General features: G+C 37.3%; 24 protein-coding genes. All 24 read left to right on the forward strand.

Features of this window, described 5'->3' with window-relative positions; all coding sequences use genetic code 11:
- The first annotated feature begins 7 nt into the window (after positions 1-7).
- The 24 genes from BN6559_RS11120 (at position 8) to BN6559_RS11235 (ending at position 18,100) form a co-directional block, all read left to right on the forward strand.
- Positions 8-1,441: a phage portal protein gene (locus BN6559_RS11120; RefSeq protein ID WP_110954775.1), complete on the forward strand. Its 1,434-nt coding sequence runs from the start codon at positions 8-10 to the stop codon at positions 1,439-1,441.
- Positions 1,434-1,625 (forward strand): hypothetical protein, encoded by a 192-nt coding sequence (locus BN6559_RS11125; protein WP_110954776.1) that lies wholly within the window; start codon positions 1,434-1,436, stop codon positions 1,623-1,625. The genes BN6559_RS11120 and BN6559_RS11125 overlap by 8 nt, the downstream gene beginning before the upstream one ends.
- Complete coding sequence (locus tag BN6559_RS11130) at positions 1,612-2,625, forward strand: minor capsid protein (RefSeq protein ID WP_110954777.1); 1,014 nt, start codon at positions 1,612-1,614, stop codon at positions 2,623-2,625. The genes BN6559_RS11125 and BN6559_RS11130 overlap by 14 nt, the downstream gene beginning before the upstream one ends.
- Positions 2,622-3,023 carry a hypothetical protein gene (locus tag BN6559_RS11135; RefSeq protein WP_110954778.1) on the forward strand — a complete coding sequence of 134 codons (402 nt, stop codon included), beginning with the start codon at positions 2,622-2,624 and terminating at the stop codon, positions 3,021-3,023. The genes BN6559_RS11130 and BN6559_RS11135 overlap by 4 nt, the downstream gene beginning before the upstream one ends.
- Before the next feature lie 91 nt (positions 3,024-3,114).
- The gene (locus tag BN6559_RS11140) at positions 3,115-3,723 is read left to right on the forward strand and encodes a phage scaffolding protein (RefSeq protein ID WP_199883939.1); all 609 of its coding nucleotides are present in this window, start codon (positions 3,115-3,117) and stop codon (positions 3,721-3,723) included.
- A 7-nt stretch (positions 3,724-3,730) separates the two neighbouring features.
- Positions 3,731-4,762 carry a major capsid protein gene (locus BN6559_RS11145; RefSeq protein WP_110954780.1) on the forward strand — a complete coding sequence of 344 codons (1,032 nt, stop codon included), beginning with the start codon at positions 3,731-3,733 and terminating at the stop codon, positions 4,760-4,762.
- A complete protein-coding gene (locus BN6559_RS11150) occupies positions 4,755-5,117 on the forward strand; it encodes a phage head-tail connector protein (RefSeq protein WP_110954781.1) in 363 nt (120 codons plus the stop codon). The genes BN6559_RS11145 and BN6559_RS11150 overlap by 8 nt, the downstream gene beginning before the upstream one ends.
- Entirely contained in the window at positions 5,114-5,494 is a 381-nt protein-coding gene (locus BN6559_RS11155) for a hypothetical protein (protein WP_110954782.1), read from the forward strand. The genes BN6559_RS11150 and BN6559_RS11155 overlap by 4 nt, the downstream gene beginning before the upstream one ends.
- Before the next feature lie 3 nt (positions 5,495-5,497).
- Positions 5,498-5,947: an HK97 gp10 family phage protein gene (locus BN6559_RS11160; protein WP_110954783.1), complete on the forward strand. Its 450-nt coding sequence runs from the start codon at positions 5,498-5,500 to the stop codon at positions 5,945-5,947.
- Positions 5,947-6,393, forward strand: coding sequence for a phage tail terminator family protein (locus BN6559_RS11165; RefSeq protein ID WP_110954784.1), 447 nt, complete (start codon positions 5,947-5,949; stop codon positions 6,391-6,393). Before BN6559_RS11160 ends, BN6559_RS11165 begins: the two co-directional genes overlap by 1 nt.
- 117 nt (positions 6,394-6,510) lie before the next feature.
- Positions 6,511-7,902: a phage tail sheath C-terminal domain-containing protein gene (locus tag BN6559_RS11170; RefSeq protein WP_110954785.1), complete on the forward strand. Its 1,392-nt coding sequence runs from the start codon at positions 6,511-6,513 to the stop codon at positions 7,900-7,902.
- Positions 7,903-7,972: 70 nt separating this feature from the next.
- On the forward strand, positions 7,973-8,446 hold the full coding sequence (locus tag BN6559_RS11175; RefSeq protein ID WP_110954786.1) for a phage tail tube protein: 474 nt from the start codon (positions 7,973-7,975) through the stop codon (positions 8,444-8,446).
- 14 nt (positions 8,447-8,460) lie between these two features.
- Complete coding sequence (locus BN6559_RS11180) at positions 8,461-8,868, forward strand: phage tail assembly chaperone (protein ID WP_110954787.1); 408 nt, start codon at positions 8,461-8,463, stop codon at positions 8,866-8,868.
- 178 nt (positions 8,869-9,046) lie between these two features.
- On the forward strand, positions 9,047-11,050 hold the full coding sequence (locus BN6559_RS11185; protein ID WP_110954788.1) for a tape measure protein: 2,004 nt from the start codon (positions 9,047-9,049) through the stop codon (positions 11,048-11,050).
- Positions 11,047-11,892: a hypothetical protein gene (locus BN6559_RS11190; protein WP_110954789.1), complete on the forward strand. Its 846-nt coding sequence runs from the start codon at positions 11,047-11,049 to the stop codon at positions 11,890-11,892. The genes BN6559_RS11185 and BN6559_RS11190 overlap by 4 nt, the downstream gene beginning before the upstream one ends.
- 2 nt (positions 11,893-11,894) lie before the next feature.
- On the forward strand, positions 11,895-12,950 hold the full coding sequence (locus BN6559_RS11195) for an XkdQ/YqbQ family protein (RefSeq protein WP_110954790.1): 1,056 nt from the start codon (positions 11,895-11,897) through the stop codon (positions 12,948-12,950).
- 5 nt (positions 12,951-12,955) lie between these two features.
- Complete coding sequence (locus BN6559_RS11200) at positions 12,956-13,324, forward strand: DUF2577 family protein (RefSeq protein ID WP_110954791.1); 369 nt, start codon at positions 12,956-12,958, stop codon at positions 13,322-13,324.
- Complete coding sequence (locus tag BN6559_RS11205; protein ID WP_110954792.1) at positions 13,321-13,716, forward strand: DUF2634 domain-containing protein; 396 nt, start codon at positions 13,321-13,323, stop codon at positions 13,714-13,716. Before BN6559_RS11200 ends, BN6559_RS11205 begins: the two co-directional genes overlap by 4 nt.
- Before the next feature lie 6 nt (positions 13,717-13,722).
- Entirely contained in the window at positions 13,723-14,871 is a 1,149-nt protein-coding gene (locus BN6559_RS11210) for a baseplate J/gp47 family protein (protein ID WP_199883940.1), read from the forward strand.
- Entirely contained in the window at positions 14,861-15,808 is a 948-nt protein-coding gene (locus BN6559_RS11215) for a putative phage tail protein (protein WP_110954794.1), read from the forward strand. Before BN6559_RS11210 ends, BN6559_RS11215 begins: the two co-directional genes overlap by 11 nt.
- Positions 15,798-16,994, forward strand: a complete 1,197-nt coding sequence (locus BN6559_RS11220; protein WP_110954795.1) for a phage tail protein — start codon at positions 15,798-15,800, stop codon at positions 16,992-16,994. Before BN6559_RS11215 ends, BN6559_RS11220 begins: the two co-directional genes overlap by 11 nt.
- A gap of 12 nt (positions 16,995-17,006) precedes the next feature.
- Entirely contained in the window at positions 17,007-17,312 is a 306-nt protein-coding gene (locus BN6559_RS11225) for a hypothetical protein (protein WP_110954796.1), read from the forward strand.
- The gene (locus BN6559_RS11230) at positions 17,309-17,467 is read left to right on the forward strand and encodes a CD1375 family protein (RefSeq protein ID WP_110954797.1); all 159 of its coding nucleotides are present in this window, start codon (positions 17,309-17,311) and stop codon (positions 17,465-17,467) included. The genes BN6559_RS11225 and BN6559_RS11230 overlap by 4 nt, the downstream gene beginning before the upstream one ends.
- An 87-nt stretch (positions 17,468-17,554) precedes the next feature.
- Complete coding sequence (locus BN6559_RS11235; protein WP_456060670.1) at positions 17,555-18,100, forward strand: phage holin family protein; 546 nt, start codon at positions 17,555-17,557, stop codon at positions 18,098-18,100.
- The last annotated feature ends 6 nt before the right edge of the window (positions 18,101-18,106 follow it).

Consider the following 18,106-nt stretch of genomic DNA (forward strand, 5'->3'; position numbering starts at 1 on the left):
TGATACATTGTTATTTGAACAAAATTTAGATTCGCAAGTGATTGACCTAAAACTTAAAGCTAACGCACCTGCTACGAAAGAGCAGATAGTTAACATTGAAATAAATGAGTTTATATGTTCAAAAAAATATCAAGAAATGATAGCAGCTGATTGTTATTATTCAAACGAAAACGATATTTTAAAACAGCGCAGGAAAACGATTGGGGAGAATGGGCAATTAACTGAAGCCGAGAATGTAGCTGACAATAGATTGACACATGATTTCTTTTCCACAATAGTCGACCAAAAGGTTCAGTATCTGCTAGGAAAGCAGTGGAGTATAGATTCGAAAGATAAAAACTACGATGATAAGATAACCGAGTTGTTTAACGAAGAATTCCAAACTATGATGCGGCGCGTAGCTAAAGATGCTATAAAAAAAGGCATAGGTTGGATATTTGTTGTACCTAATGAAAAACAACACCTTAAATTCAAAAGAATAGATCCTGTGAATGTAATACCGCTTTGGACAGATAACGATCATACGGAATTACAGGCGGTTATTTACTTTTACGAAACCGTTTATTACGAGGGAACTGCAAAAGGGATCAAACGGTACGCACAGTACTGGGAAAAGTCCGGCGTGACATCTTTCGAGAGTAATGGTTTTAGCTATATCCAGCAAGATTCCGGAGTACCAATGCTTGTGAGTGGAGGAGAAGAAAAAGCCTACAATTGGGAGCGAATACCGTTCATTCCTCTTCGATATAACGACGAAGAAATTAGCCTGTTACGTAAGATTAAGAGACTAATTGACGATTACGACAAGCAGACAAGCAGGAATAGCAACCTTTTAGAAGATGAAACAAATAAAATTACTGTTCTGAAAAACTATGATGGGCAAGGTTTAGACGAATTTAGGGAAAATTTAAAGAAATATCGTGCAGTCAAAGTGAGTGGTGATGGCGGAGTTGATGCTCTTGACGGAACGGCAGATGTCACTAATGCTGATGCGCATTTAGACAGGACAAAAAAAGATATCTATACGTTTGGTAGGGCTGTCGACACAAATGTCGATTTTGGGGCAAATGCAAGCGCAGAAGCAAGGCAATATCAATATGCTTTACTGGATATGGATTGCAACACATTAGAGCAAGGTTGCCATAGTTTTTTACATAATTTAATTTGGTTTATTAATGCGTATTATGTTTTGCCGGATACAGAAGTTGAATTTGTTTTCAATAGAGATATTCTTGTAAATGAAATGAATGCAATTGAAATGTGTGTTAAAGCGCAGTCAATACATGGTGTTAGCCGAAAAACCATAGTTAGTAATTTTCCTTGGGTACGAGATGTTGACATGGAACTTAAGGAATACGATAAAGAAACTGCTGAATACAAGAATGATAATAGTAACGATCCTTTTAGTCAAAACAAAGAAGGTGAGAATTCCGATGAGTAGAGTAAAAGAACTTGAAGATATGATATGTAAAACATTTTTATCTGGCGATAGGAGTTTTGCGATTTGTGGGATTCTAAAGTTGTTAGGGGACATTAAAACGGTTGAATGTTGCGATTGCCCCATGAAAGTTCTTTGTGATGAAGCTGAAAAAATAGCGGGAATTGGCGCTTATGCAAAACGATAGCTACTGGCAAGATCGCGCTGAACAACTTGTGTTTGATGCTGAAAAAATAGAAGCTAACTACGAGGTAGAACTTAAAAAGCAATATTCTTTAGTAACGCAAAAGCTTATCAATGAAATAAATAGTTTCTTTGCCGTTTATGATTTAACCGATCCTTACGACATGTACAAGCTCCTTGATCGCGACGAATTAAAAGAAATTCGTAATTTTGCGATAGAGGAATACAAACTTGCTCAACGTAAAGATTTTAAAGTGTTTTGCAAAAAGATCGGCAATACATCGAGATTAGCGCGTATGGAAGCGTTGTTATTCCATCTATCTGCCGAATTAGAAATACTGTATCAAGATAAAGTAGATCAAATGACTGCTGATATGTCAGAAGTTTACGAGCAGACATATTATAAGAGTATTTTTAATGTGCAGCAGGGCGTTGGTTTTGGACTGGCATTTGATAAGATTAATCAAAAATTAGTTGATAAAGCTGTAAAGCAACAATGGCTAGGAGAAAATTATTCTGATCGTATTTGGAACGATAAGGATAAGTTAATTAAAGCTTTACAACAGGAAATACCGCAAGGGATCATCATGGGTGAGAACCCCAAAAAAGTTGCTAGTCGTATACAAAAACGTATGGAAACTAGTCGGCATAATGCAGAAGCTCTTGCAAGAACCGAGTACTTACATATTGAAAATGAAGCGAGTTTTGACGGTATGAAAGCAAGCTCGATAGTTAAATCATATGATTTTTTAGCTACACTCGACCTTAAAACCTCGTCAATTTGCAGACAAATGGATAAGAAGACGTTTCAATTAACAGAAAAGAAAACGGGGATTAATTTTCCTCCGTTACATACGAGGTGCAGAAGCACGACGATACCACGTTTCGACGATTTAGGCGGTACAAGGATTGCGCGTGGAATAGACGGAAAAAATTACTATGTGCCTAGCGATATGAAGTATGAAGATTGGTATAAAAAATATGTAGGGGATGATAAAAAATGATTGAGATTAGCAAGGATGATTTTTTTGTATATTCGCCAGAATGTGAAAATCCTATATGGTTTAATGATTTATTAGAAAGAGAACCGGTACTCAATGAAAAATTTAAAGAGTATTTATGTGATGGGTCAATAAAACGTGGTGATTATATTATTAAATCGTTACAATACGGAAATGTTGTCAATGTTAGGCGCAAGGAAGAATTTAAAGAACAATATGTAATAAAAGAAGACAAGCAGAAATATAAGCCTTTATTAAGCTCGATTAAAATAGAGCATAACGAACGATTAACACGTGTTTATATTAATGATATTGAAGTTATGGACGTACAAAAGATAAAATTTGAACGTGATATCAAAGGTGATAATTTAGCTCACTTAACAATTGAGATAGTTGCGTAATATGCCGTAGGTAGCGATTCCTGCGGCATATTTTATTTAGACTCTTAAGCGGCACTGACCGCTATAAAAAAGTATGAAGGAGTATGAACACATGGACATTTTAGAAATGGTTAAGAAGTACAAAATTGGACAGGAAGGAGAGGATAAAGAAGGATTTAACGCAGTTTTTCGCGAGTCATTTAAGCATAAGACTGAAATTGCAGGTAAGGACACAAAGATTGAAACTCTGACTACGCAGCTTAACACAGCGAACACTAAAATTAGTGAGTTGTCAGAAGCAGTGAAAAAATTTGACGGTGTAGATGTTGAAGGACTAAAAGGTGAGATTACTACATTAAAAGAAAAGTATGACACTGATTTAGCGAAAACAAAATTATCTAATGCAATTGAAATCGAACTCATGAAAAACAATGCAAAAAACAGTAAGGCTGTTAAGGCCCTACTAGACTTAGAAACTGTGAAAATTGACGGTGAGTCTGTTTTAGGATTAAAAGAGCAGTTAGACAAGCTCAAAGAATCAGATGCTTATTTATTCGAAAGCGGAGAAGGCAAGCCAAGAGGGTTTGTTCAAACTGATCCAAATGCTAATCCACCTACGACAGATATCACAAAAGAACAGTTTTCAAAAATGACTTATCTTGAAAAAGTAAAGATTTATCAAGAACAACCGGAAGTATATAAAATATTAAATCAGGAGTGATGAATAAATGGCAGATTTACAAACTTTTATGGGATTCCCATACGTACCAGAGATTTTTGACAAGATGTGGTTAGGATATCAGGATCCCGTACTGACAGCAATGTTGGATAGTGGTGCATTGGTTGCGGATTCTCATATCGCAAGCCTTATTGCGGAAGAAGGATTGACTTATACAACACGTTTCGATGATAAACTAACTGGAACACCAGGCAATTACGACGGTGGTACAGATGTTCCGTTAGAAAGTACGACAGCAAGCTTTATGACTGGGGTAGTTTATGGACGTACGCAAGGCTGGACAGAAAGAGATTTCAAAGCTGTTATTAGTGGGCATGATCCTTTTCCTGTTATTTCGGGGCAAATCGGGAAGTTCTGGAAAGATTATCGGCAAGCATTGATGATTAAAATTTTAGGAGCTATTAAAGAAGTAACTGGAACAGGGAAATTCGCTAGTTGGAGCAATCATATTGTGAATGATGCCGCAACGGCAGAAGGTGGAACAGCTAGATTAATTAACGCTACGGATCTTAACAACTTGGCAACGGCAGCACTTGGCGACAATAAATCTAAATTTAAATTAGCGGTTATGCATAGTTCGGTAGCAAAGACTTTAGAGAATTTGCAAGTATTGGAGTACTGGAAACAAACTGATGCTAACGGCGTACAACGTCCTACAGGGATTGCAAGCGCGAATGGTTATACCGTAGTGATTGATGATGGCGTTCCGGTGGTAGCAAATGAAACAACAGATTTAAACGAATATACTACTTATTTATTGGGTGAAGGCGTATTGAGATATGCTGCATATAATCTTGGTAAAAAGACTAGTGGTGTACAACGTGATGAAGTTACAAACGGCGGTCAAGAAACATTAGTTACTCGTATTCGTGAAACAATTCATCCTAACGGATTCTCTTATAAAATTCCGGCCACAACTACGCTTAGTCCTACTGATGCGCAATTAGCTAACAAAGCACAATGGTCACTAGCTGTAGATCCAAAACTTATCCCAATTGCTATGCTTACGACAAATGGCTGATGTTGAATTAGTAACAGCTGAAAAAGTACTGCCGATCGTTAAAGCTTTGTTAAACATAACAGATGCTACAAAAGACGATCTTTTAAATATGCTTATTGAAGAAATGATTACGAGGGTGGAGCATTATATCAATGATTCTCCACCTCTTGCCCTCAAATACGCAATCGCACGTCTTTGTGTATCTGCCTATAAAAATGATTTTGACGATAACGGCGGCAGGGGAGTAAGCCAAATAACAGAAGATGATCGCACTGTTGTATTTGAAAAAGTTATACAATCAGTCAATGCGGTAATTGCTACGGCGGCTTTGGATATCATGAAGGATCTGCACCGCTATAGGAAGTTGGCAAAATGATGGATTTAGCGATTGGAAAGTACATGAAGATATTCGATACTGATAAAATTGATATTGGTAGGCGACAAGAAATTGTAAATGAAGACGGAAGTACAGGCGAAACGTCGCCGAACGATCCTATTTACGTTGATGTTCCATGTCATTTATCATTTAAAACAATTGATAATCCAGATATTAAAACATTTACTACTAAGCCTAAAATATTGGTAATGAAAATCGAATGTGATTTAAGTGTTGATTTACAAAATAATGACTATGTTACTGCTCGTAAATGCAAAGGATCGACCGTTGTGGCGACTTATCAAGGCAATATCGGTGATCCGGCCGCTGACCAAAATAGAAAATGGTCCATCATGAACATTCGTGAGGATATTTAATTTATGGGAATAGATTTAAGAAATACAATGAAGTATGCGAAAGCAATTGAAGCATCTAGGGATGAGTTTCAAAAATGGTTAAGAGAATTTCTATTAAAAGAAGCTTATCGTGTTATTGCACAAACAAAAGAAAATACAACGACAATTACAGGAGCATTAAGGGCAAACTGGACAATAGGCGATCAAAAAAATAAAGTTTTTAAGGGTAAAGATGGTAAATTTGACTCCAAGGAAACACAAAAAGCGACAATAGAATCAGTTGTAGTAAAAGGCAACGATCTGATTGTTACTGTTGTAAATAATATGGAATATGCATCTTATTACGAATGGGGAACAACTAAAATGGAAGGAAGGTACCCTTTTACTCGTTCCATCGATTCCGTATATAACTCTATGCCGGCCCGTTATCGTCGAGAATTTAAGGCATGGCTAAAAGCGAAAGGGGTTGGATAATGGCTGATGTTGAGATTCATGGGGATACTGTAAAAAGCGCAGTAGGAAAACAGTTGAAAACTATATTTCCTGATATCACTTGGTACAAAGATAGCATTACAATTCCTAAGTATCCAAACTTTTTCGTCAATCAATTACAACTCACGGCCGTTCCAGACACACTCAACAGATGGTGGCTAAACTATCTATTCTCGGTCGAGTATCGACACGCTACAGACGTAACGACAGTGCAAGGATTGAATACGGTGCTGGATGAAATTGCAATGCAACTATTTGCAAACATGGATACGCTAAATGACGTAAAAGTAAGAACAAGCAACTCACGTGCTGAAAAAAGCGAAGGGTTGCTTGTTTTTATATTTAATGTGAAATTGAGAGTTCGTAAAGAAGTTATTGAAGTACTGCAAAACGAATTAGGACTCGACATTACGATAGAAAGCAGGTAATTTCTATGATTAATATTTATAAGGAATTTTCAATCGGATAAGAAAGGAGTGTGATCCTTATCTACAGCAGGCTAATCACCTGCTATTTTTTATGCAAATTATGAGGGAGTTGATTAAATGCCAGGTGGAACGTGGCTTACACAAAATAAAGTAAGACCAGCAGCGTACATTAACTTTTCGCAAGTACCGACACCACTTATTACGGTTGGTGATCGTGGTATTGCAACGATAGCAATGGAGTTGCCTTGGGGCGCAGAAAATTCGCTGATTGAAGTATTATCTTCGGATATGCTCGATGGCGGTAGTCGCAAATTGATTGGATATACTGCATTCGATACGGCGGAAAGCCTTATAGCAAGAGTGATGCTATCAAATTGTTACAAGGTTAAGTTTTTCAAAATCAACAGCGGAAGTGTAAAGGCTTCGGCAGTAGACGACACAACAAAAATAATTGTGACTGCCAAATATGGTGGTACGGCAGGTAATAAAATCACAATTCAGATCGCAGAATCAAAAACAACAGCAGGTCGTTTTACTCTAACGACATTTTGGAATGGATTAGAAGTGGCTTCACAAGTCATAACTGCACTAGCTCAAATTGAAAATAATGATTATGTTACTTTCGATGTAACTGACACAGCCGCAACGCTTGCCGAGATCGCAGGTTTACCGCTTAAAGATGGTGCTAACGGTACTTACAACAAAGATAATTATACGAAGTATTTTGAGCTATTAGAAACTGCAAGATGGCAAACAATGGCGATCGTAAAAGATGCTGAAACAGTTAATCCGCTTGCTGCCGAATTAGTTGAAAACCTACGAGAAAATGAAGGGCGCAAGGTACAATGTGCAATCTACGATGATTCGAAAACGTATGATTACGAAGGGGTTATTCGCTCTGAACAAGGGCTGAATCTTGATAACGATGAAGCGCTGACGGCAGAATTAACCCCTGCACTTGTAGCAGCATTTACAGCAGGTGCAGACTTAACAATGAGCAATACAGGCAGAACGATTGCAAGCCCTGCCGCAATTGGAATCATTAACGAATTTAAAAACTCTGTGATTATAGAAAAAATCAATGAAGGTTGCTTTGTTTTCAGCAAGCGTGATGATGACACGATTCAGTGTGAAAAAGATATTAATACATTCCATACTTTCATCCCAACAAAAGGCTATCAGTTCAGCAAGAACAAAGTTATTCGCGTGATTGATAACATAGCTACCGATATCAATACGACTTGGGATGCTTCGTACAAGGGAAAAGTTGCGAACAACGACAACGGCCGTCAGATTTTTAAAGGTGACGTTATAAATTACATTAAGACTTTGCAGAATATCGGAGCTGTTGACACAAGAGACAAAGACGATGCATTGTACGATATTAATGCTAATTTAACCGTAAAACGCGGTGAAAAAGTCGATGCAGTATATACAAAACTATACGGATTGCCTGTTGTTGATAATATGGAAATCTTGTATATGGACGTAGTCCTTCAAGCTGGTTGAAAAATATAAATTGCAAAAAAGGGAATGCCTGTTTTGGGCGTTCCTTATTTTTATGGAAAGGACTGATTAAATGGCCGCATATTTACAAGCTGGCGATACCGTCAACGGCAAGGAAGGTAGTGTATATGCCACAATTGCCGGAAGGGTTTATAACTGTTTAGAAATTAAAAAACTTGAAGCAAAAGTTGAAAAGCAAAAAACAGACATTCCGGTACTTGGCTATCGTGGAACGCAGACAAAAGCGAAAGGGTATAAAGGGACTGGGAGTGTTACAGCTTACTACGTTTCTTCTGTGATGCGCGATTTGATGCTTCAGTATATGAACACTGGTGTAGACGTTTATTTCACGATGGTTGTAACAAATGAAGATCCAAACAGCACAATTGGTAAGCAAAGAATACAGCTCAATAATTGCAATATTGATAGTGCACTTTTAGCAAAGATCGATATTGAAGCTGATGAACTGGAAGAAGATTATGATTTTACTTTTGATAGTGCTGTTGCTTTAGACGAATTCACAAGACCATCCTATTTTGATAATTAAGGGAGAGATTTAACATGACAGAAACAAAGAAAAGTTTAACATTACAGGAGTTCTTAGCAGAAAACACAGTTGAAAACATTACGAATGAAGTTAAAGTTTCTTCGAGAATTCCATTTGATTTTAAAATCAAATCTATGACAGGCCGTGAACGGGATAATTACCGCAAAGCTTGTACGAAAAAAGATAAGGGCAATATCCAATTTGATGAAAACAAATTTCAACGCTCAGTTATTATTGGACAAACGGTAAACCCTGTTTTTAATGATATTGGCTTTATGAGTAAAATAGGCGCAGCCGTTCCGGAGGATTGTTTAGAAAAAGTATTACTTGCGGGCGAACAAGAAGAACTATTTAAACAGATTCTTAAAGTTTCCGGCTTTGATGTTGGAATGAAAGATTTGGTAGAGAAAGCAAAAAACTAATTGCGGAAGGTGGAGAAGCGGCGTATTGTCAGTACGCCGTTTTAAAACTTAGGTGGAAACCTAGGGAGTTTTCAGACCTTCCCGATACAGATAGAGCTTTCACAATGGCGTGCATTGATAATTATATAAAAGCTGAAGAAAAAGAACGCAAAAATATTAAAAAGTAGGGGGTGAACAAGTGGCAACGATACAAGATTCTATTAGCCTTAGAGACGGTGTAAGCGGGACTTTGGCACGTATGGCTAGTGGGTTTGATAATATTGCAAGAGTTGCAGGTTTCACGAATGAAAGATTAAATGAAGTTGAGCGACCGAGATCAATAAGTATGATGGCTGGGAATTTTAACAATTCAATGAATTCTATCAACAATCAACTTAATAACCTTTCGAATAAAACTAGAGAGGTCATGAGTTCGACCGCAGGACAATTTGCGGCGGGTGAAATCATGGCAAGTTCTATCATGAAAGTTTTTAGGTTGATACAACAAATTCCGGGTAGAGTAATCGCTGCGAGTGACGAATATTCGGGGATTCAGGCTAGAATTAAACTAATAACCGATGATGCAACAGGCATGAATAATAGTATTTATCAATCAGCATTAAGAGCAAGAGGTAGTTACGCAGGCATGGCCGATGCAGTTAGTAAGATTGGCTTGACTGCGAGAGAAACTTTTAAAGACACTAATCAGATTGTTCCGTTCACTGAAAATATACAAAAACTTTTTGCTATTGGGGGTACAGGTAAAGTACAACAACAAGATGCTATGTTGCAATTAACGCAGGCACTTGGTAGTGGGAAACTGCAGGGTGATGAATTTAGATCAATAGCAGAAGCTGCACCTCTAATAGAGCAAATGGTAGCTAAATATATGGGAGTAACGCAAGGAGAACTTAAAAAGCTATCAAGCGAAGGTGAAGTAACCGCAGAGGTTATGAAAAACGCTATACTTGGCGCTACCGATGAAATTAATGAGAAGTTTGATACTATTCCACTCAAATGGCAAGATATTTCACAAAATATTGAAACGGTTGCCTTTAAGGCGTTTACTCCTGTTTGGAATGAAATTAGTGCGATCGCCAATAGTCCCACAATGAAAGCTATAGGCGAAAATGTTGGTCTTGGTTTACAAGTAGCAGGATTAGCAATTGCAGGCGTGATTAATAATTTACGTTGGCTTGGTGGCATCGTAACAGAATACGGTTATGTATTTGAGCCTGTTTTTGTTGGAATGGGTTTAGTGATGTTAGGCGTTGCGGCAAATATAGGGCTTGCAACTATAGCGGCGATTGGGCATACAATAGCTTCTGAAGCTGAAACTCTAGCGATTCTAGGATTAATTTTGGCACAAGATGGATTAAATGCCGCTCTATACGCCTGTCCTTTAACATGGTTTGTTATTGGAATAATCGCTATTGTCGGTGTGTTTTATTTAGCCGTGGCGGCGGTTAATCGTTTCGCAGGCACAAGTATATCGGCGACTGGGATTGTTGTTGGTGCTTTTTTCTGGCTTGGCGGTATGATTTACAATGTCATTGCCCTTGCTTGGAATATCCTTGTAAGTTTTGCAGAATCGCTTGGGAATCTGTTTAGAAATCCAACAGCTGCAATCTACAACTTTTTTGCTACAATTTGGAACGGTATAGTTGAACTTGTTGGCCGATCCATCAATGAAATAATCGGGCTGATTAATAAACTCCCAGGTATGGAAATGGGGTTCATAAATTGGGGAAAAGGATTAGCTAAAAAGATGACCATACAGGGTGGTATTGACTTATCTGCGTATAACATGGACTATTCAAGCGGTAATTTTATGAAAGGCTATGGATATGGTACTGATTTGGCAGGAAGATTAAGTGATTTAGTTGGGGCAGGCGGTGACGACCCCAAAAATAACCATAAATATGCAGGGCCGGATTATGAAGCAGGCCCCGAAAAAGTGAAACCTGTCCATGTGCGCGGCGGTAAACTTGATAAAGATCAAGAAATTCAATTGAGCGAAGAAAACCTCAAAACCCTAACTGACTTAGCACAAAGAGAAGTGCAACTCCACTACCAACAAATTACACCACAGATTCAAATAAGTTTTGGTGATGTTCGTGAAACCGCCAATGTTGACGAAATCATGGAAAGAATCGGCGACCACATCACAAATATTCATGAGGGGAATTTAGTTACATCATGATAAACCTAAATTCCGGCGGTAATTTTCCTTCTATTAAAAACGTTGGTGGTTTGGGTGGTGCGATTCTAGGCGCTCTGCAAGGTGCTTCGACTTCGGTTTATAATACCGTTTTTGGCATAGGAAAATCGGCAATAGACTTTCATTTTCAAGGCGATCTTGGCAATATAATGATTCCAGTTAACCCATCAGAATTGACAATCCCAAAAAAATACGCGAACAAAACCGCTGAAATAGTTGGACTTGGTGAAGTTAATGTATTAGGCGATCCAAAACTTTCTACACTTTCAATAAACTCTTGGTTCCCTTATAAGGGTGTCATGTCCTTCTTAAACGGTCAAGGGGTATCATATGCACCAGAATATTTTGTTTCATTTTTTAGCGATGCAGCGAAAAATAAAAGTATTTTAAAAATGGTTGTAACTTATCTTGATATTTCCATGCTTGTATCAATAGAAGAATTTGAGCGTAAAAACCAAGGCGGCGAATACGACGATATTTATTACAAATTAAAGTTAAAAGAGTATAAAGAATTCGGCGCAATTAAGCTTGACTTTGAAACTGATGAAAATGGTGACGTTGTAAAAGATGTGAATACTGGTGCTTGGAAAGTTAAAAATACTTCGCTGACAACTAGCACAGGTGAAACGCTAATCGGTGATAAGAAAATTCCTTCTAGTGTAATTAATCAAAGTCAAGGAAACGTTGCGGCAATTGCTAGAAAATACACTGGCGACGATAAAAACTGGAAATCCATGCTAGCTAGTAATCAAGAAACTATGGGTGATGGATTGGGGAATTATTTTGGAACAACACTTAAAATTCCGGAAATTTTGAGGAAATAACAATGAAACTTAAAGCGATTATTCAAGATAGCGAAACAGGTAATATATTTGATATTACATCGATCATGTCAGATATTACACTTGATACAGAACTGCATGGCCAAGCTGGTAAATTAACGTTTACTACACTGAAAGACAATACAGCCAAGTTTGATGAAGGTTCGAGAATTCAAATCAAATGGGGCGACAAGGGTATCTTCTTCGGCTATGTTTTTAAAAGGAAAACGACTGAAAAAGGCAATATAAGCGTGACTTGTTACGACCAATTACGTTATTTTAAAAATAAAGACGTGTATATCAATAAAGGTGAAACATTAGCTACTACTTTCAAGAAAATCATCGGTAAATTTAATTTACAAGGTGAGGTCATGGACGATAGTGGCTATATTTGCGCCCCCAAGATTCACGAGAATAAAAGTTTATACGACATTTTGAAGTATAGTATTGAGCAAAATTTGATTGGTATGAGAACACAGTATTTTATCTATGATGATTTTGGGACCATTCGGTTACAGAACGTATTTAAGATGCAAAAAGGCTATGTATTTGGCGATAAATCTATGATGACTAGATATAGTTATGAAAAATCTATCGATGATAATACTTATAATCAGATTAAACTTGTCTATCACAATAAAGATACACATGAGTATAACGACTACGTGACTATTGATAGTGCAACACAAAAAAAGTGGGGTATATTGCAATATTACAAATCGATACCGACAGAAAGCAATCAAGGGCTTATCAGTGAATACGGTGCAAATTTATTAAAAATGTATAACGTTGAAAATGAAAAACTGTCATTTGATGCGATTGCAGTACCTAATGACGATGGAATTTGGGATTTAAGAGCCGGCTGTATTATTTATTTAAGGATGAAAACATCTATTGGAAATATTGGAATGCCGGAAGATAGACAAGAAGCTGAAAAAGGAAAAACCTATTTATTACCCTGTCGAATCGACAAATGCAGGCATGTACTGAAAAACGAAAACTATCATAGTTTAAACATTACAGTTTCTAAAGTGGTAGCAAGTGAACAGGAAAAGAGCTGATATATTTGGCAGAAAAAAATAAATTATATGAAGCTTTTCAAAAAATGGCACAAGGAGCAATTCCACCGGATAATGAACGAGCCGCTATTGTTTTTGCAGAAGTAACAAGTGTATCCCCAATCGCAATAAAGCCGCAAGGATTCAATGAAGAAATCCCAGCGGCTTTTATTGTTGTAGGGATAGCCTGCAGGCGGCATTTTTTGCCTAATACACACATACACCACGGTTGTTATAACCCTCTATCCGGTACAGAAACGGCAGAGATTGAAGTATGGAGAGGTTTGCAAGTTGGCGATACAGTTATGACCTTTAGATTTAACAACGGACAACTTTATTATTTAGCTGAACGTGTTGGAATGGAGGGGTTTAATTGATACCACAAGCGACAAATATAACCTTCCCCGAAGAAATTCGTCAACCTAGCAAAACTTATGCATTGTCTTTGCGTGGACAGAGAATTACTGGTATGACTGACGGCTTAGATGCCGTAAAACAAGCTATCGAAAAAATAATTCTTACCGATCGTTATGCTTATTTAATTTACGACTGGTCATACGGGATAGGCGTACAAAAATATATAGGAAAAAGTTTTGATTACATAAAGGCAGACATAGAAAGCACTGTCGGCACAGCATTAGCGATTGATGATCGTATTTTGACTATTAACGAAGTTACCTTAGAACGTGCTGGCGTTGATAGCTGCTATATAAAATACAACGTCACAAGTACCGAGGGCGAAGCAACTGGATCGGTGAAAATTTTATAGAAAGGAGTGAGGAATATAGCTACTTATGATTGGGAGTATTTAGATGCATACAGTTTTGATAATTTAATGACACGATGTCTCGCTAGAGTATCTAATGATATTGATAAAAGACAAGGGTCAATTATCTATGATGCAATTGCACCAGCGACGGCCGAGCTTGCACAAGCATATGTTAATTTGCAACTATTTTATATTAATAATCATCTTTTGACTGCATCGGGAAACAGCCTAGATTATCGTTGTGCTGATTTTGGTATCACTCGAATAGGATCTACTTATGCCGAACGTGTAGCAACGTGCTTAGATCAAGATGGAAATCCTTACAACATATTAGTTGGTAGCCGATACAGTACAATAGCAACAGAAAACCCTCTTTTTTATAAATGTATTGCAAAATTAACCGACGGATCATTTGTTCTTCAATGTGAAACAATCGGAACAATCGGCAATCAATATATCGGCGATTTGTTACCAGTCGAATATACGGCAAGGTTAGGCAGTATTAAAATAAGTACGATTTATAAACCTGCACGGGATACTGAAACAGATAATGAATTTCGCAATCGTACGCTGGAATGGCTACGGAATAAACCTTTCGGAGGAAACGTTGCACATTATAGACAATGGTGCTCTGAATATGATGGTATTGGTCAAGTACAAGTTTATCCTACTTGGGCAGGCGGTGGAACGGTTAAATTGGTTATTGTAGATCCACTTAATCAATTGTGTTCACTGGAATTTATAGAACAAGTTAAAGAATATTTTGATCCAGAACCTTACGGAAACGGATTAGGACAAGCGCCGATCGGTCACACCGTAACAGTTGAAACAGCAACAGAAAAACAGATTGATGTTGAATTTACATCTACATTATCTGAAGGGGTTACGCCCGAAAGTATAAAACCTGCTGTAACGGCAGCACTGGAAAGTTATATTGATGAATTACGTGCAATATGGGGAACTTCAGATAGTTTAAATCAATACAACTTAGCTGTATATAGAGCAAAGATAATCAATGCACTCTTTAATGTTACTGGAATTTTGAATGTGACAGATGTAAAAATAAATAACATCGAATCTGACTTAGTATTAACCGAAGATAAAAACCTACAAGAAATGCCGATTCTTGGGACGGTGACAATTCATGCAGCTTAAAAAATACTTACCGTATTACTATGATGGCGTTAAGGAAATGGATTCGTTAACCGATAGCGAACAGCCGGAATTCGATTCTTTAAATAGTGAATTACAGTTAGCTTTTTCAAGGCAATCGGTTGTTAATGCCGATGAGGTTGGCATTAAACTTTACGAAGATATATTGCAGATTCACGCAAATCCAGTAAATGAAACTTTAGATTTTAGAAAACAACGTGTTACGATGCGACTGAATGCATCTCCACCCTTCACGATTCAATATTTACGCAATTCACTAGATAAGATAATGGGCCATGAAAATTACGAAACTTGGTGCGATTACAATAATTTTGAGCTTTTTATTCAAGGTTTAACAACTAATAAAAACTGGTTTATCGAACTTGATTATTTGTTAGCTAAAATTAAACCTGCTAATTTACTATTCATTTATATTGCATATGATCCTAGTTTTATAAATGTGGGTCAAAATATTTATGCAGGTCAAGGAAAATGGAATTACAAATTAGGCGAATGGAGACTAGGGGAGCTACCATTTTATAGTGATAAGGTAGCGATAGAATGGAATTACAAATTAGGCGAATGGTCATTAGGTGAATTGCCCTTTGGCTATGATAGAGCGGAGTTGATTGCTACGGGTGGAATAAAAGAAAGTTTATTAAACGCTTCGGCCGAACATGCGAAAACATTAGTTGAATCAATAAAGATTAATGATATTTTAGTGATAAATAAAGCCGAGTTTACATTGTTTTATGCACTTGATAACATTGTTCACATCGAAGCTGTTTTGCCAACTACGGATATAACAGAAATAACAAACATTAAAATATGTGGGTTGGACAATGTTGTTTACAGTAATAAGGATATGTATGTAAAAAAAGAAGAAGCATTGCGGATCGTAATTGAATGGAAGTATAGGAGTGATGAAAGTGCCGTTTAAAGAGATAACATATAATAGCGATCTATTAAAAAAAACATGGGTGTTAAAAGAAACAATAACACCTGCTACTCACAATGAATTAAGCCGTGTAGTTATGGATTTAGTTAGCAACAACGATTTTATTCCTAGCTTAACAAATTTACGTAAGAACAGCACAGCATACGTAGTAGGAGATTGCAAGAATTCATCGACACTCCCGTCGTGGGCATACCTAGAATGTACGGTAGCAGGTACAACTGCAAGCGCGGAACCTGCATGGGGTACAGTAACGGCAGGATTAGAGAAGGTTGACGGGACCGTCACTTGGCGCATAAGAGATATAAAAAGTGCAAGCGGTGAACAAATCGGCAGCATTAAAGCATTCTTGGTCACGAAGGCACAGCCAGGCTGGCTCGCACTCGATACAGGTGCACTCGTAAGCCGCACCACATATGCAGAGTTGTGGGCATGGGTACAGGAAAACGCACCGTTAATTTCAGAAGCAGACTGGCAAACACAAGCAGCTTCGCAAACGTCAGTAGGCGAGTACTCCACAGGTGATGGAAGTACAACGTTTAGATTACCAAAGATGATTGATTATGTGCGTGGTGGAACGCAGGATGAGGTTGGTGAGTGGCAATCAGATGATTTAAAAAGTCATAAACATATTGTAAGCGATGGCCTACGTTGTCTCGGTGGAAATACGTCAGCTCCATATGGATCACAAGGGCAAAATAATAAATCGTCACAAGCTAATACAAGTGATTTCGGTGGGGAAGAAACACGTCCCAAAACGGTAAGATTCCTGTACTGCGTAAAAGCATTTGACGCAGAAACAAATCAAGGCTTAATTGATATAACAGCGTTGGCGAATGATGTCACAAACAAAGTAAACATATCTGATTATATCAATGACTTTGTTCATAATTTCGATGAAAACGGGAATGGATATCAAAAATTAAAAGGTGGATTAATATTACAAGTAGGGAGTGTAAGTATTGATTCAGGTACAAGCGGAACAGGGACAATAACCTTCCCTGTTGCATTCACTGAAAGATGTTTATTATTTATACCTGTAGATAATGTAGGAGCTGCATCAATAGCAGCTATTGGGTGGGATGTAGCACATTCAACCAATAGCTTAGCGAAATATTGGTGGAATGGAACCAACTTAGGATATTTTAATTATTTAGCGATTGGATATTGAGGAGGCTAAACGATGATAAAAGTAAACTACGATAGTGTAACAGGTCAAATTTTAGGGTTTTATCCTGAAACGATACAATATAAAAGTATTCCAGAACCGCATATTGAAATTAACGAAGCAACTTGGAAAGATTGTTTGAAAAATCAAGGGGAAAGAAAAGTTGATATAAAAACGTTGCAAATCATTGAATATACATCGGAACCTGAAACAACGATCAAAGAAAACGAAACTGTTGACGAAACAACGCTGGCGGTCATGGAAGCTTTAGCAGCACAAGAAGAACGTATTGCAAAACTAGAAGGGAGTGTAAAAGCATGACGATTTTTACATATATGATTACTGTATATGCGGTATTGGTTCGCGGTGGTAAATACGTGCTTACAGCAGAGGATAACAAAAATAACTTACAAGTAGTACCTGAACAGTATCAAACACTTGTAGCTGAAAAATTAGCTGCTGAAAAATCTGCTTAAGATTTATGAAGACGTGAGAACGTCTATTTTTTATGTTTAAAAACAGTAATCAAAAGAATGTATATCAATAAGAAAATAATTTTAGGAGTGGTTATTTTGAATTTTAATGAACTATGGATATCAATATGTAAGGCATTTCACGGATTGCTTGATGCATGGGTGATCAAAGCAATGATTGCATTTGTAGTGCCAATTGTGACAGGAATTCACGGCAGCGCCCTAACAGCGTTTGTCTCGTTAGTATTTATTGATTTGCTAACAAGATGGATCGCAATCTGTTACGAGCACTTATCAAAGAATGCACAGCCAAACGATTTATTTAGCTGCATAAAAGATATTCCTGCTGCGATTCGTGCAGGATATATCAACAGTGACGTTATGAAACACAGATTCGCAGGCAAAATCTTAGTGTATGTAATTTTAACAATTGTCGCAGTAAAGGCAGATGAATTAATCATCATTTCATCTGAAAGTCCTGTCTTACTAAAAGCTACATGGGTGTACTTAGCTATCACCGAAGCAATCAGTATACTTGAAAACCTTCGTGATGCAGGGATAGAACAGGCAAATGATTTACTTAATTTCTTACGTGATAAAGCAAGTCTTACTTTAAATAAATTTAAAAATAGATAGGAGTGC

Source organism: Massilibacillus massiliensis (genome assembly GCF_900086705.1).
GTDB lineage: Bacteria > Bacillota > Negativicutes > FLKF01 > FLKF01 > Massilibacillus > Massilibacillus massiliensis.

Excerpts from the sequence above, each read along its gene's own strand:
- BN6559_RS11125 (WP_110954776.1), top strand. The coding sequence starts at position 1,434 with ATGAGTAGAGTAAAAGAACTTGAAGATATGATATGTAAAACATTTTTA.
- BN6559_RS11130 (WP_110954777.1), top strand. The coding sequence starts at position 1,612 with ATGCAAAACGATAGCTACTGGCAAGATCGCGCTGAACAACTTGTGTTT.
- BN6559_RS11135 (WP_110954778.1), top strand. The coding sequence starts at position 2,622 with ATGATTGAGATTAGCAAGGATGATTTTTTTGTATATTCGCCAGAATGT.
- BN6559_RS11140 (WP_199883939.1), top strand. The coding sequence starts at position 3,115 with ATGGACATTTTAGAAATGGTTAAGAAGTACAAAATTGGACAGGAAGGA.
- BN6559_RS11145 (WP_110954780.1), top strand. The coding sequence starts at position 3,731 with ATGGCAGATTTACAAACTTTTATGGGATTCCCATACGTACCAGAGATT.
- BN6559_RS11150 (WP_110954781.1), top strand. The coding sequence starts at position 4,755 with ATGGCTGATGTTGAATTAGTAACAGCTGAAAAAGTACTGCCGATCGTT.
- BN6559_RS11155 (WP_110954782.1), top strand. The coding sequence starts at position 5,114 with ATGATGGATTTAGCGATTGGAAAGTACATGAAGATATTCGATACTGAT.
- BN6559_RS11160 (WP_110954783.1), top strand. The coding sequence starts at position 5,498 with ATGGGAATAGATTTAAGAAATACAATGAAGTATGCGAAAGCAATTGAA.
- BN6559_RS11165 (WP_110954784.1), top strand. The coding sequence starts at position 5,947 with ATGGCTGATGTTGAGATTCATGGGGATACTGTAAAAAGCGCAGTAGGA.
- BN6559_RS11170 (WP_110954785.1), top strand. The coding sequence starts at position 6,511 with ATGCCAGGTGGAACGTGGCTTACACAAAATAAAGTAAGACCAGCAGCG.
- BN6559_RS11175 (WP_110954786.1), top strand. The coding sequence starts at position 7,973 with ATGGCCGCATATTTACAAGCTGGCGATACCGTCAACGGCAAGGAAGGT.
- BN6559_RS11180 (WP_110954787.1), top strand. The coding sequence starts at position 8,461 with ATGACAGAAACAAAGAAAAGTTTAACATTACAGGAGTTCTTAGCAGAA.
- BN6559_RS11190 (WP_110954789.1), top strand. The coding sequence starts at position 11,047 with ATGATAAACCTAAATTCCGGCGGTAATTTTCCTTCTATTAAAAACGTT.
- BN6559_RS11195 (WP_110954790.1), top strand. The coding sequence starts at position 11,895 with ATGAAACTTAAAGCGATTATTCAAGATAGCGAAACAGGTAATATATTT.
- BN6559_RS11215 (WP_110954794.1), top strand. The coding sequence starts at position 14,861 with ATGCAGCTTAAAAAATACTTACCGTATTACTATGATGGCGTTAAGGAA.
- BN6559_RS11225 (WP_110954796.1), top strand. The coding sequence starts at position 17,007 with ATGATAAAAGTAAACTACGATAGTGTAACAGGTCAAATTTTAGGGTTT.
- BN6559_RS11230 (WP_110954797.1), top strand. The coding sequence starts at position 17,309 with ATGACGATTTTTACATATATGATTACTGTATATGCGGTATTGGTTCGC.